Annotated in this window: 12 protein-coding genes; all 12 read right to left on the bottom strand. The window is 40.0% G+C overall.

All coding sequences use genetic code 11. The features are described 5' to 3' along the window. Positions 1–14: 14 nt before the first annotated feature. Positions 15–1,727 carry a proline--tRNA ligase gene (locus tag A5888_RS00925; RefSeq protein ID WP_086347409.1) on the bottom strand — a complete coding sequence of 571 codons (1,713 nt, stop codon included), beginning with the start codon at positions 1,725–1,727 and terminating at the stop codon, positions 15–17. A 166-nt stretch (positions 1,728–1,893) separates the two neighbouring features. Beyond that, on the bottom strand, positions 1,894–3,153 hold the full coding sequence (rseP, locus tag A5888_RS00920) for an RIP metalloprotease RseP (protein ID WP_086347408.1): 1,260 nt from the start codon (positions 3,151–3,153) through the stop codon (positions 1,894–1,896). Next, positions 3,150–4,313 (bottom strand): 1-deoxy-D-xylulose-5-phosphate reductoisomerase, encoded by a 1,164-nt coding sequence (gene dxr / locus A5888_RS00915; protein ID WP_086347407.1) that lies wholly within the window; start codon positions 4,311–4,313, stop codon positions 3,150–3,152. Before dxr ends, rseP begins: the two co-directional genes overlap by 4 nt. A 337-nt stretch (positions 4,314–4,650) precedes the next feature. Further along, positions 4,651–5,451 (bottom strand): phosphatidate cytidylyltransferase, encoded by an 801-nt coding sequence (locus A5888_RS00910; RefSeq protein ID WP_086347406.1) that lies wholly within the window; start codon positions 5,449–5,451, stop codon positions 4,651–4,653. Continuing rightward, on the bottom strand, positions 5,448–6,251 hold the full coding sequence (locus A5888_RS00905) for an isoprenyl transferase (RefSeq protein WP_086347405.1): 804 nt from the start codon (positions 6,249–6,251) through the stop codon (positions 5,448–5,450). Before A5888_RS00905 ends, A5888_RS00910 begins: the two co-directional genes overlap by 4 nt. 258 nt (positions 6,252–6,509) lie before the next feature. Beyond that, on the bottom strand, positions 6,510–8,165 hold the full coding sequence (locus tag A5888_RS00900) for a PASTA domain-containing protein (protein WP_086347404.1): 1,656 nt from the start codon (positions 8,163–8,165) through the stop codon (positions 6,510–6,512). Beyond that, on the bottom strand, positions 8,158–8,832 hold the full coding sequence (locus tag A5888_RS00895) for an ABC transporter ATP-binding protein (RefSeq protein ID WP_086347403.1): 675 nt from the start codon (positions 8,830–8,832) through the stop codon (positions 8,158–8,160). The genes A5888_RS00900 and A5888_RS00895 overlap by 8 nt, the downstream gene beginning before the upstream one ends. Positions 8,833–8,844: 12 nt before the next feature. Next, positions 8,845–10,332 (bottom strand): ABC transporter permease, encoded by a 1,488-nt coding sequence (locus tag A5888_RS00890; RefSeq protein ID WP_339101860.1) that lies wholly within the window; start codon positions 10,330–10,332, stop codon positions 8,845–8,847. A 323-nt stretch (positions 10,333–10,655) separates the two neighbouring features. Beyond that, positions 10,656–11,213, bottom strand: coding sequence for a ribosome recycling factor (frr, locus tag A5888_RS00885; protein WP_086347401.1), 558 nt, complete (start codon positions 11,211–11,213; stop codon positions 10,656–10,658). Between the two features lies 1 nt (position 11,214). Beyond that, the gene (pyrH, locus tag A5888_RS00880) at positions 11,215–11,937 is read right to left on the bottom strand and encodes a UMP kinase (RefSeq protein ID WP_086347400.1); all 723 of its coding nucleotides are present in this window, start codon (positions 11,935–11,937) and stop codon (positions 11,215–11,217) included. Positions 11,938–12,118: 181 nt separating this feature from the next. After that, complete coding sequence (gene tsf / locus A5888_RS00875; RefSeq protein ID WP_086347399.1) at positions 12,119–13,000, bottom strand: translation elongation factor Ts; 882 nt, start codon at positions 12,998–13,000, stop codon at positions 12,119–12,121. Positions 13,001–13,111: 111 nt separating this feature from the next. Then, positions 13,112–13,903 carry a 30S ribosomal protein S2 gene (gene rpsB / locus A5888_RS00870; RefSeq protein WP_086347398.1) on the bottom strand — a complete coding sequence of 264 codons (792 nt, stop codon included), beginning with the start codon at positions 13,901–13,903 and terminating at the stop codon, positions 13,112–13,114. Between the last annotated feature and the right edge of the window lie 162 nt (positions 13,904–14,065).

The raw sequence follows: 14,065 nt of genomic DNA, 5'->3' as shown, positions 1-14,065 counted from the left end.
TCACTCCTTTTAGATTATTCACTTTCAGAATTCAACAAGATAGATAAGGTACTTGCCAGTTCTTCTTTACGAACTTCCAGCATTTCTCCGGTCTTCTTGATTTTCACTTCCACTACACCGTCCACTGCTTTCTTACCAACAGTGATTCGAATTGGACAGCCGATCAAGTCTGCATCTGCAAATTTAACACCGGCGCGTTCGTTCCGATCATCCACCAATACCTCATAGCCAGCTTCATTCATGCTTTGTTCCACTTCTTGAGCTAGTTTACTTTGGTATTCATCCTTGATGTTCATCTGAACAACATGCAAATCAAATGGTGAAATTCCTTTTGGCCAGTTGATTCCATTTTCATCCGCATTTTGTTCGACAATTGCAGATAATAGACGGCTGACACCAATTCCGTAGCAACCCATGATTACTGGAATTTCTCTGCCGTTCTCATCCAACACATTCGCACCCATGGTTTCACTATAGCGTGTACCAAGCTTGAAGATATGACCAATCTCAATTCCTTTTGTAAAGGCTAGAACGCCATTTCCATCTGGAGAAGGATCGCCTTCTTGAACAAAGCGCAAGTCTTCATAGCTGATTGGATTGAAATCTCTTTCAGGATTAACATTTTTCAAATGGAACCCTGTTTCATTCGCTCCCACAATTGCATTCGCTAAATCCTGAACATGAAGGTCTGCATACAGCTTCACTTCTTCCGCTAAGCTGACAGGTCCGATTGACCCAAAGTCTGCTCCAATAAATTTCTGCACATCTGCTTCTGTTGCTTCCTCCATGAAATCTGCACCGAGGAAGTTTTTAAGCTTGATGTCATTGACTTCATGATCGCCACGAACAAGAACCATCACTGGCTCGCCATCGGCAACGAATAGAACAGATTTAATGATTTTCTGAGCCTCTACTTCAAAGAATTCAGCAACCTGTTGAATTGTCTCAACATTTGGAGTCGCTACTTTTTCAAGCTCCTGCTGACTCTCATGAGATTTTTTAGGCGAATACAAACTAGATGCCATCTCAAGATTGGCTGCATAATCGCCTTCCGTTGAATAGCAAATGGTATCTTCCCCAATATCAGAAATAGCCATAAACTCCTTAGAGTCCTTACCACCCATTGCTCCACCGTCTCCAATGATTGCTCGAAATTCCAGACCACAGCGTTCAAATATTGCTGAGTAGGCCTTTTCGTAATCTTTGTATGCTTCATCCAAACTATCATCTGTCGCGTGGAAAGAATAGCCATCCTTCATGATAAACTCTCTTCCGCGAAGCAACCCAAAACGAGGACGTTTTTCATCACGGTACTTTGTTTGTATCTGGTATAGATTTAATGGTAGTTTCTTATAAGAATTCACTTCATTTCTAATCAGTTCAGTGAATGTTTCCTCATGTGTCGGCCCCAATAAATACTCGCGTTCATTGCGATCTTTCAAACGATAAAGATTTGGTCCATAGGTCTCATATCTTCCAGACTCTTTCCAAAGCTCTGCTGGAAGAAGTGCCGGCATCAGCATTTCCACTGCTCCGATTTTCTCAAACTCTTCTCGCATGATTTTCTTCAATTTTTCAAGGACACGATTTGCCAATGGCAGATATGAATAGATACCAGCAGAGACTTGGCGAACATAACCCGCTCTTAATAACATCTGGTGGCTCAATACCTCTGCATCGTTTGGTACTTCCCGTAAAGTTGGTATTAACATTCTTGACTGTTTCATTAAAAATTCTCCTTTGTAAGAAAAGCGTACAGAATCATTCTATTTTCCAATAAACCGACAGAATAACAAGCAATCCTGCTGACCCTCTGCCGCGCTAACTACTAATTTGTGTTTGTCTCTCATCAAATGTGAGCAGGCCTTCCCCAATAAATCACCCATCATTTGACTAGAAAAAGAAGCGCTGGATGTCGTTCCATGTCACTAATATCATCAATACCATGACAAGACCGACACCTACTAATGTAATAATCATTTCCTTTTCCTGACTCAATGGTTTTCCTCTGATTCCTTCAAAAACATTCAGAACCAGTTTCCCACCGTCCAATGCTGGAATCGGCAAAAGATTTACTATACCTAAGTTCACAGATAACATTGCCATCAGCAAGATAACTGTTTCAAACCCAGCTTTAGATGCTTCTGAAGACATCTGGAACATCATGACAGGTCCACCAAGCTTATTCAAATTAAAGTTCGTGAACAATGAACCCAAGGTTTTGAAAATCAAGGTTGAATTGTTGATCGTCTCTGTCACTCCACCCAATAGCTTATCTGTAAACCCAGTCTTCTTGGGGACTGCAATCCCAATTTTTCCGGTATCTGAGTCATCTGCTTCTGGTGTCACTGTGATATTCTGCGTTTTATCGCCTCGTTTTACTTCGAAACCAAGTGCTTTCTCCGGGTTCCCTTGAACGATTGTAATCAAGCTCTGCCAATCCGTAATTTTCTTGCCATCAACAGAAAGAATTTCGTCATTTTCTTTTAATCCAGCTTCCGCAGCAACGCCACCTGCTTGAACTTCTCCGATCTTATTCGTATCAGTAACTGTTACGCCACCATTCATGAAAACCCATACGGTGAACAAGACAACTGCTAAAATAAAATTATTCATTGGACCGGCAAAGTTTGTCAGCATTCTCTGACCAAGCTTTGCAGATTGAAACTGAACATCTACAGGTGCGATTCGAACTTCAACACCATTCGGCTCAATGATATTCGCATCATGGTCAACCATATAAGTTACTTCTTGAGATTCATCACCATTTTCATAGCCTTTAATAAACAGCTCTTTTTCCAAGTCATAATCCAACAGCTCGATCGGGATACTGTTCGGTAATTGGACTTTTTTACTCGTATTGATCTTGGTGACTTTGTTTTCGTCATTGACGACTAATGACAGCTGCATCCCAGGCTTTAGCTCTACCTCATCCTCATCTGCACCAGCCATTCGAACATAACCACCTACCGGCAAAATCCGAAGAGTGTACGCTGTACCGTCTTTCCCTTGATGAGAAAATATCTTTGGTCCCATCCCTATAGCAAACTCACGAACTAAAATACCCGCGCGCTTTGCAAAGAAGAAATGGCCGAATTCATGTACCAAGACAAGAATCCCAAAGACAATAATAAACGTAATGATTGTTTTCATAAGTTTCCTTCTTCCTCTATCCATCTTTCTACAGTTTTACGAATTTCTTTATCAACAGTGATTACATCTTCTAATGTAACTGACTGCTGCTCTTTGTGATTTTCAACAGCTTTTGTAATCAGTTCCTCAATTTGCAGGTAAGAAATCTTTCCTGCAATAAAAGCAGCCACAGCTACTTCATTCGCTGCATTGAAAACAGTCGGATAGGCGCCGCCTTTTTCCCCGACAGTAAATGCCAGTTTCAGCATTGGGAAACGTACCATATCCATCTCAGCAAAATTCAACTGGCTGATTTGGGTTAAATCAAAAGCTTTCTCATTTTTTATCGGCAGTCTTTCCGGATAGGTCAGCGCATATTGAATCGGTTCCCTCATATCACTTGGTCCCAATTGTGCCAAATAAGCACCATCCTGAAAAACAACCATCGAATGAACAATACTTTCTTTGTGCAAAACAACTTTTATTCTATCATAATTCATATTAAATAACCAATGAGCCTCAATGACCTCAAGCCCTTTGTTGACCATTGTCGAAGAGTCAACCGTTATTTTTGCACCCATTGACCAGTTCGGATGATTCAAGGTCTGTTCCAGAGTTACTTCTTTCAGCTCAGCTCTAGATAAATCTCGAAAGCTGCCGCCGGAAGCTGTGATAACAAGCTCCTTTACATTCCCTTCGGGATGCTGTCCTTCCAAGCATTGAAAAATCGCAGAGTGCTCACTATCTACAGGTAAAATGGATACATTGTTTCTTTTTGCAGCTGCCATGACCCACTCACCGGCCATAACCAAGGTTTCCTTGTTTGCCAAAGCGATATCCTTCCCCGCTTCGATTGCTGCCAATGTAGGATGAAGTCCGATACTACCAGTCACTGCAGTTAAAACAACATCAATTTCCGGAAGTTCTACGGCTTCGATCATCCCCGCTTCACCTACACCAAATCGAATGGTAGGATAAAGCAGCTCCAGTTCTGCCTTGATTGTTTCTGAACCTACACCAACATAGGCCGGAGAAAATTCCTCAATTAGTTCCTTCCCCTTTGTCACATTGGAGTGAAATGTCAGAGAAACAATTTGAAAGCGACCAGGATAAGCCTTGACCACATCAGCTGTACTGGTTCCAATAGAGCCTGTTGCTCCTAATAATGCAATTTTTTTCATAATAATAGAAAGAAAGAGGCTGTGATACAAGCATTTTGCTTTGAGGCAAAAAAAGTAGATGGATTCACTATTGAATCACTACATTCTCTGAAATATCCGCTTCATTTATACTCATGAAGCTTTATAAAGCGCGTATAGAAACTGCCCTTACAGCTATATTTCTCGTTTCACGTTGCTACGGGTCTATCACCGTTCACTGGCTCTGCCCGGCAAAACTGAAATACATTATTCTAAATCTCAAAGTTCAAAAAAACGTTTCGAATGTCATGTATTCATGCTAAGAGGCTTTAGACCAGCCAATAGCACACTCCTCTTTCACACCTTCCCTTCTCTTGTTTTAAAACAGTCCGAGCAAATGCATGATCGGAAAAACAAACAATAAACTGTCAAAGCGGTCTAAAATCCCACCATGTCCCGGAAGTATCTTTCCGGAATCCTTGACATCATAATATCTTTTTATAGAAGACTCAACTAAATCACCAAATTGTCCGACAATAGAAAAAATGATCGTCAGTACAATCATGATCGGCATGTCATACGTAAAAGCTTCTTTCCCAGGTACAAAGGCGATATAAAGTACTGCCACGACCACTGCGGATACAATCCCACCAATCGAGCCTTCAATTGTTTTGTTCGGTGATACAGCAGGAAACAGTTTTCTTTTCCCATATTTTCTACCAACCATATATGCCCCAATATCTGTTGCCCATACTACGAATAGTGCATACAGTAAAACAACTAAGCCAGAGCTTCTGGCAGCTACGAAGTTTTGGAACCCAACACCGACATATAGGCTGACAATCACAGGAAAACCTGCTTGAGAAATACTATACGTATTTTTTGATGCAACCAATGCCCCCAATAAGATCATGACCATCAGATAAAATAGCATAAAGTTGTCTGTTTTCTCCGGTAAAAAGAAAAACCAGCGTTCTTTCGGCAAGATCAACACTACTGCGGCTAGAGAAGCAACCACACCTTCAAAGCTCAGGACCTCAAGTCCTTTCATTCTAAATAATTCATAGACACCCACTACAGCTAACACAGCAGCTGTCAGTTCTATAGCTATTCCTCCATAGACAATAATTGGAATAAACAGGACTAAAGCAACGACTGCAGTAATGACACGTTGTCTCATTTTTTCTCCTCCTTATCCTCTTTTAATCCACCAAATCTTCGGTTTCTATTTTGAAATGAGGCAATGGCTGCCTCCAATAATGCGCCATCAAAATCTGGCCACAGCGCATCAGTAAAAAAGAATTCACTGTATGCAATCTGCCACAATAGAAAGTTACTGATACGCTCTTCGCCACTTGTACGAATCATCAGCTCCGGATCACGCAACTCTTCTTTGAGAAACGCGGTCATCAAATGATCTGAAACCATTGTATCATCAATCGTTTGCGGCTCTAAATCGCCATTTTTTACTTCTTGTGCAATCTGTTGAATCGCGGTCACAATTTCTGCTCTTGATCCATAATTCAATGCAAAATTGAGCACCATTCCGGTATTGTCCTTCGTTTGTTCGATTGCTCGTTCAACAGCATCTTGCGTATGCGCGGGTAAAAACTCTTTATACCCCATCACTTCAACGCGAACGTTTTCTTTGATCAGCTCCGGAACAAAAGTATCGAAGAAATCGACGGGTAGCTGCATCAGAAAATTTACTTCCTCTGATGGGCGCTTCCAATTTTCTGTTGAAAACGCATAAAGAGTCAGGACCTTCACACCTAAGTGGCTGGCATGCTTGGTTATTTTCTTAACTGTATTCATTCCTTCTTTATGACCGGCAATCCGCGGGAGTCTACGATTTTGTGCCCAACGCCCATTACCATCCATAATGATCGCTATGTGTTTAGGAATCTTTCCTTCTTTATCAAAAGTATACTCGTGCTCTTCTTGTATATATTTGTCTTTCTGTGGAAAAAAACGAAACATACTATTTTTCCCTCCAATTTTAGAATCTATCTCAACTATTATAGCAATAACTTTCAGAAAAACCTATGCAAAGAGCAAAATTTTCTCAATTGTTAAGAAAATGAAAAGGAGCGGTTGAACTCGTCTATAAAGGGCTGCTTGATCAGAACATCGCCTCTGATACCATACACTCCTCCATAGCTGATTACTCAACCGCTCGATCTTATTTTATCCTCTAGTACTTCTCTTATTCCCAGCCAAAGAGAGGACCGTCAACAATCAATTATCCATCTCATCCATAGCTGCACTTTGAGAAGCGTTATCTGTTGGATTATTTGCTGCATCCTGATTCTGGATATTGCCCTTGCTGACACCCAAACGAATCACAGCATTCGTTGCAACAAACTCATTGTACTGGCTCATGTCTACAACAGTTCCTTTTGTTACAGCCGAATCAACATAGTAGACTTGATAGGTGATACCGGCACCCTTTGATTGATACTCATCATAAAAAATCTTCTGAATCTCGCCCTCAAGGGTATTGTTTCTCAAGTCCCTCATAAATGGTTTACCAATAGAGTAAACTAGTTGAATGGCTGGTCGTTCAGCTTCCTTAAAGCTTTGTCCGGCTTCGACAGACTGGCTGATAAAACCACCATAAGCAACGGTGTCATTGTAAATCTGTTTTACTGACACGTTGTCAGCATTTCCTTCCGCTTCTTCCATCGTCAAATGTGAAAAATCAGGAACTACATACGCTTTCCCGATAGAAATGACCACTGGAAATTTGTCCTTCTTAGCAACTTTCGTTCCTTTGGCTATTTCTTGAGAAATGACTTTTCCAGACTCAACCGTATCTGAATTATTTTCAGAAATTTGAATCGTCAACTCATTTTTCTTCGTCCACTCTTCTACTTCTTCTTTTGTCTTGCCCGCAAAATCAGTGACTTCAATTGTTTTTTCTAGCACCTCTGCGCCTTTTGAATAATAAACCTTCGCTTTATCTTTTCGTTTATAGGTTTCAGCAGTGACATCCTTTGAAACCATTTCAAGCTTGATAAACTCACCAGCAGGTTTTGTGTCATTATTTTCTTCAATCACACTCAGGTTGTCTGCCTTGTTTTTAACGATCCATTCTTTCAAAGCCGCTACAGCCATTGTCGTGAAATCAGGAAGAGCAATATTTTCCTCTGGATCTGGTCCTAAACTGGCATTTACGGTCAGTTCAGAGCCTTTTTTGATTTTCTTCTTCGTTACACTTTGAGAAATGATCTGATTTGTGTCTTTATCAAAGTCATAGACCTGCTCTACTTTCAGAACTACCTCATTTTCAGTGGCCCAAGCCCGTGTTTGAGAAAGCTCTTCATTCGTAAAATCTGGAACCTCCACATGCGTAAACTGATAATAGGCAAAGTAGCCACCAGCAGCTACCACAATCGCTATAATCGCAAAAATGGCATACTTGATTATCTTCTTACGGCGATAGCTTGGATCGATTTCCGTCAGCTCTTCGCCCGGCGCAACAGAGGAAGGGCGTTCAGATTGTGATTCCACACGTTGTTGTGCTTTCTGTTGTCTTGGTGATGATGATTTGACCGGAATTTTCTGTTGCATTTGTGGTATTACTTCCGGTTCCATCTCTTCACGCTCAGCGGCTTCCTTACGCGCCTGTCGCTCTTTTCGCTCTTGTTTCTTGATTCTAAGCAGCTCCTCAACAGATAGATCCGCATATTTATCTGTTGAACCAGTATTTATAGGAGCAGTTGACTCACGCTGAGGCAAGTTCGGTTCATTCATAACTTGCTCTTCCTGAGGCGTTACTTTCTTCTCATCAATACTCGCTGCTTTTTTATTTCCTTTACTTTTCTCATAAAGCTTATCTTGACGAGTCTTTTCATAGTTTCCGCCTTGAAAGTTAGATAGAAAATCACTCATATCGTTTCAACACACCTTTTTTCAAATAATATGTTTCATCCGATTCTTTTGCTATATCGTTCGAATGGGTAACCACGATTACACATTTGTTGTGTTCTCTTGCTAGTTTTTTGAAGATTGCAACGATTTCGTTTTCCATTTCTTCGTCCAGATTTCCAGTAGGCTCATCTGCCAAGATGATATCAACATTAGTAGAAAGCGCTCGTGCAATTGCTACACGCTGCTGCTCACCACCGGAAAGCTGATTGACAAGGCGATCTGCTTTTGCTTTTGTGATGCCGATGTAATCAAGTAGATTGTAAGCAACCTCCCTTTGATTGTCAGGCAGCTTATTATCTGTGATCGACATTGCTACTAGAACATTCTCAACAGCTGTCAAATATGGAACCAGATTATAGCTCTGGAAGATGATACTGATAGCATCTCTTCTATATTTATCATAGCCCATCGTTTTGATGTCTTTCTTTTTGAAAAGGATTTGACCGGACTGTGGTGTATCTAATGCGCTGATCAACGATAAAAATGTCGTTTTTCCTGAACCAGATTGACCCAAAATCGTATAGAATTTTCCCTTTTCAAAAGCAACATTTGTATCTTTTAAAATGAAGCGGCGCTGATCACCGTCCTGGTAATAGTAATTTAGTTTTTTGGTTTCAAGTATCGCCATTACATTGGCCTCCTACATCATGATTTTTTTAGGGTTCAGTCGAACAATATACAATAACGGTAAAATTGCTGAAAGCAAAGTAGTTGCCAGACCTACAACCAAATAGGTCACAATATACGCTAAAGAAAACTCTACCTTATAAGAATTCATGATGTCAGTAGCTGTCAGATCTGAAACACCTAAAGAAGATCCTGCGTAATACATCATATCTGTCGCTTCATTTGCTGTACTCAAAATATCACTGTTCAGTAGAGAATCCGAAACAATTTTCCCAAGGAAATTCCCACTGATCAACGATAGAACCAATGCAATCCCACTGATCAGTACCATCTCAATAATGATTTGTCCCATGACATGGCTTCTTTTATCTCCTAATGATAAGTAGATGCCCAATTCGTGTTTTCGATCACGCATAAAGAGTAGTACAACAAGAGAGATGATCAACAACGCTGCAGCAACCGCAATCGTCACAACATACCCGGATATCTTCGAAAGGCTCTTCATACTCCCGCCGATTTGATCGTATTGGTCGGTCGATGCTTTTACTGCATATAAAGGAGGTAATAATGGTTCTGTTTCTTCCTTAAAAGCTTCAACATCATCAACATTATTCAATACATATACTGGCGTATAGTATTCATACGTTTCATTTTCCAGCTCGGAACCTTCCATTGCTTCTGCATAGGTTGGTGATTCTTCCATATACTTCTCTGAAAATGCTTTATCATTTTCAATAACAACCTTATTTGGTAAATAAATTGTATTCATCTGTTCCATCGACATATACTGCTGTTGGTCTTGAACCATACTGTTTGATTCATCACCAGAAGAATCTTCTTTCATTTCGACAGTTACCGGCTCAAAGATTCCAATTATCTCAACCGGAATATCCATTTTGAAAAGTTCCTTTGATTCTCCACTGTCTGTATAATCATTGGCCACACGGTCGATCACCATTTGGTCTCCCACAGAAAGCCCATTTGCTTCTGCAACTCCCTTAGAAATCAATGCCACATTTTTCCCATTGTCGATATCATCCTGTGTAAACACCGTTCCATCAACAATTTTAATGTTCTTTTCTTCTACATCAAGGATTTTCGGATAGTTCGTTCCTTTCAGACTAAGACCGCTACTGCCGTATGCATTTTCTTCATCCATTGTCGCTGTTTTCAAGCTTTTTGTTTCAGCCCATGAGATAGAATTATAATCATAATACTTAACATAAGGAGATTCTCCGATTGTTTTGATCTGATCTTCCGTGAGATTTTCAATCTTAAGATCTTCTTCCATAAATTTATCTTGATTGTTTTCATAGTCTAACTCTATAGTAGCCATTCCGCCCATCTGGCTTTTAACATTCTTTTCAACATTCTGCGTTGACTGCTGAATCGCAATCGCACCAGCAATGACATTTCCCAAAATAAAAATAACAGAAAATAGGATGATAGACTTCCCTTTTTTTCTTGCTACACTAAACAGAGCTCTTTTTATAAAATTCACATTTTCATCTCCTTGTATCAGATATTTTCCATTTACCCTTCATTATTCCATAATCAAAGATGACTTACAATGGTTTTTCTAAAGAAACCCGGTAAAAAGAAATAGAATGAAATAAAGTCATTAAAAATAAAATACAATCCGCAAATCAATCATCATATTTCGCAAAAAAGGAATAGAATAATAACAAAAATGAAATTTAGCCCAAATATAAAAAGCCTTAAAGTAAGAAATAGATTGTTTTTGATGTAAAAAAAACTGACTGAAATAACGGCATTACGCTTCATTTCAGTCAGCAGAAAATCTACTTCTAATAGAGTAAATTTTTATACGTCTAACAATTCTTTTTCTTTGTCAGCTGTAATTTGATCAATGTTCTTCACACTGTCATCCGTAATTTTTTGAACATCTTTTTCCAGATTTCTTAACTCATCTTCTGTGATGTCCCCATTTTTTTGCTGTTTTTTCAAGTCGTCCATTGCATCACGACGAACATTTCTTACGGCAACTTTCGCATTTTCAGCTTCTTTTTTTACATCTTTTGTCAATTCCTTACGACGTTCTTCCGTCAATTGAGGAATCACCAGACGGATGACTGTACCATCATTTGTCGGACTAATACCGATATCACTTGCTTGAAGTGCTTTTTCGATGTCGCCGATTGAATTTTTATCAAATGGTGTGATCATCAAGATACGTGCTTCGGGAATCGTGATACTTGCCAATTGATTTACTGGTGTTGGCGCTCCATAGTAGTCAACAGTGATGCGATCAAGTAGGCTGGCATTGGCTCTGCCGGCACGAATTTGACCCAATTCACGTTGTAAACTCTGTTCAGCTTTTTTCATTTTTTCCTGTGCAGTTGCTAATATAGCTTTCGACATGTTATTTCCCCCTAACAGTAGTTCCGATATTTTCACCAAGACAAGCTCGGCGAATGTTTCCAGGTTCGTTCAAGTTAAAGACAAGCAATGGGATATCATTATCCATACTCAAAGAGCTTGCTGTAGAATCCATGACCTGCAGACCTTTAGAAATCACATCTAAGTGTGTCAGTTCTTCAAACTTCACAGCAGTGGCATCCAATTTAGGATCGGCAGAGTAAACACCGTCAACATTGTTTTTAGCCATCAAGATAACATCCGCATTGATTTCAGCTGCGCGTAATGCAGCTGTTGTATCAGTGGAGAAGTAAGGGTTCCCTGTACCACCTGCAAAGATGACCACACGCCCTTTTTCAAGGTGACGCTCTGCTCTTCTACGGATATACGGTTCTGCAATTTGACGCATTTCAATAGATGTTTGCACACGAGTCGGTACACCTAAATTTTCAAGAGTATCTTGCAACGCTAAAGCGTTCATCACTGTAGCAAGCATACCCATGTAATCAGCCTGAGCTCTTTCCATACCCATTTGGGCACCAATCTGTCCACGCCAGATATTGCCTCCGCCAACAACGATAGCCATCTCAATGCCAAGCTCATGTACTTCTTTGATTTCTTCGACAATCTCTTTGATCACTGGAGGTTTGATACCGAATCCATCATCTCCGGCTAATGCCTCACCACTCAATTTCAATACTACACGTTGATATTTAGGTTTTACCATCTTGTCTTTTCCCTCCAACAATTCTCTATAGCCATTCTATCATAAGATGACTGCTCTTTCAGATAAATCTTAAAAAAAGGGAGCGCAGGTGTCTGCGTTCCCATAAGGCCAACACGGAAACGATTCACTTCATAAAAAGTAAGAAGAAACTGCTTCGGCGCTAGCCGTTGATTCAGTTGAATTATTTTTTCATTTGACTCATTACTTCGTCAGCAAAGTTATCTTCACGTTTCTCGATTCCTTCTCCAACTTCAAAACGTACGAAAGATTTCACTGTGCCGCCTTTAGAAGCAACGTATTTCGCAACTGTCATATCTGGATCTTTAACGAATGGTTGATCCACAAGAGAAATTTCAGCTTTGAATTTGTTTAAACGTCCAACAACCATTTTATCAACGATATTTGCTGGCTTCCCTTCGTTTAATGCTTGTTCAGTAAGAACTGCTTTTTCATGCTCTAATTCTTCTTGAGGAATTTGAGACTCATCCACATAACGAGGATTGATTGCAGCGATGTGCATTGCAACATCTTTTGCAACATCTTCATCTGTTGTTCCATCAACAACAGTCAATACGGCAATACGTCCGCCCATGTGCAAGTAAGCACCGAAAGCAGCGTTATCCGCTTTTTCAACTAATTCAAAACGACGGAAATTGATTTTTTCACCAATAACTGTTTGTGCTTCGATCAAATCTGTTTCGATTGTGCCTTTTTCTGTTTTGATAGCCATTGCTTCTTCTAAAGAAGCTGGTTTATTCACTGCAACATCTTTCGCAATGTTCTTCACTAGGTCTTGGAACATTTCGTTTTTAGAAACGAAGTCCGTTTCTGAGTTGATTTCTACGATAGCCGCAAAATTCCCTTCAATCGCTACATTTGCTAAGCCTTCAGCAGCGATACGGTCATTTTTCTTACCAGCTTTTGCCATTCCTTTTTCACGTAGATAGTCTACAGCTTTATCCATGTCGCCTTCTACTTCTACCAACGCTCTTTTCGCGTCCATCATACCGACACCAGTCATGTCACGTAATTGTTTAACTAATTTAGCTGAAATATCTGCCATTTTTCTATATCCTCCTCAAAGTAGTTGTCGCGATTGTTTCAAAAAAGCTATCTCAAAGGAGCATCAGGCTTGTTCGCCCAGCCCTTGAGACAGCTCCATCATTTATTTGTATTATTCTGCAGCGCCTTCGTTAGAACCTTCAACAACTTCAACGATTTCTTCGATTGATGTTGCTTCTTCCGGTGCTTGCTCAACGAACATTTCTTCTACAGCTTGATCTTCACCTTGGTTTCCTTCGATGAATGCATCAGCCATTTTAGCTGTGATCAATTTAACAGCACGAATTGCATCGTCATTTGATGGGATAACTACATCGATCTCATCTGGATCACAGTTAGTATCTACCATCGCTACGATTGGAATGTTCAATTTGTGTGCTTCTTGAACAGCAATACGTTCTTTACGAGGATCAACAATGTACATTACGTCTGGAACTCTAGGCATATCAGCGATACCGCCCAAGAATTTTTCAAGACGTTCGCGTTGTTTGTTCAAACCAACGACTTCTTTTTTAGGAAGAACGTCAAATGTTCCATCTTCTTCCATTCTATTGATATCTTTCAAACGTTTGATACGTTTTTGGATTGTATCCCAGTTAGTCAATGTTCCACCTAACCAACGATGGTTTACATAGTATTGACCTGCACGGATCGCTTCATCTTTGATTGCTTCCTGTGCTTGTTTTTTCGTACCTACGAACAATGCAACGCCGCCTTCTTCAGCAACATTTTTCATGTAATCGTAAGCTACGTCTACCAATTTCACTGTCTTTTGCAAGTCAATGATGTAGATTCCGTTTCTTTCTGTGAAGATGTATTTTTTCATCTTCGGATTCCAGCGACGAGTTTGGTGTCCAAAATGTACGCCGGCTTCAAGTAATTGTTTCATAGAAATTACTGCCATGATTTGTTTCCTCCAATTTGGTTTTTTTGTTTCCTCTCCTGTTCTCTTCTTTATAAAGAACCGTCAAACGGCACCACTTCATAAATCAAATCAGGATGTGGATTTAGTGTTGAAAAGCAACACCTTTGATAGTATACAATAGAAAGTCAGTAAACGCAAGGC

The organism is Enterococcus sp. 9E7_DIV0242, assembly GCF_002140975.2.
GTDB lineage: Bacteria > Bacillota > Bacilli > Lactobacillales > Enterococcaceae > Enterococcus_L > Enterococcus_L clewellii.
Note: the sequence above shows the minus strand (reverse complement) of the source record. Positions and strands in the feature narration are given on the sequence as shown.

Excerpts from the sequence above, each read along its gene's own strand:
- A5888_RS00910 (WP_086347406.1), bottom strand. The coding sequence starts at position 5,451 with ATGAGACAACGTGTCATTACTGCAGTCGTTGCTTTAGTCCTGTTTATT.
- pyrH (WP_086347400.1), bottom strand. The coding sequence starts at position 11,937 with ATGGTAAAACCTAAATATCAACGTGTAGTATTGAAATTGAGTGGTGAG.
- A5888_RS00925 (WP_086347409.1), bottom strand. The coding sequence starts at position 1,727 with ATGAAACAGTCAAGAATGTTAATACCAACTTTACGGGAAGTACCAAAC.
- A5888_RS00900 (WP_086347404.1), bottom strand. The coding sequence starts at position 8,165 with ATGAGTGATTTTCTATCTAACTTTCAAGGCGGAAACTATGAAAAGACT.
- frr (WP_086347401.1), bottom strand. The coding sequence starts at position 11,213 with ATGTCGAAAGCTATATTAGCAACTGCACAGGAAAAAATGAAAAAAGCT.
- A5888_RS00895 (WP_086347403.1), bottom strand. The coding sequence starts at position 8,832 with ATGGCGATACTTGAAACCAAAAAACTAAATTACTATTACCAGGACGGT.
- A5888_RS00905 (WP_086347405.1), bottom strand. The coding sequence starts at position 6,251 with ATGTTTCGTTTTTTTCCACAGAAAGACAAATATATACAAGAAGAGCAC.
- tsf (WP_086347399.1), bottom strand. The coding sequence starts at position 13,000 with ATGGCAGATATTTCAGCTAAATTAGTTAAACAATTACGTGACATGACT.
- dxr (WP_086347407.1), bottom strand. The coding sequence starts at position 4,313 with ATGAAAAAAATTGCATTATTAGGAGCAACAGGCTCTATTGGAACCAGT.
- rseP (WP_086347408.1), bottom strand. The coding sequence starts at position 3,153 with ATGAAAACAATCATTACGTTTATTATTGTCTTTGGGATTCTTGTCTTG.
- rpsB (WP_086347398.1), bottom strand. The coding sequence starts at position 13,903 with ATGGCAGTAATTTCTATGAAACAATTACTTGAAGCCGGCGTACATTTT.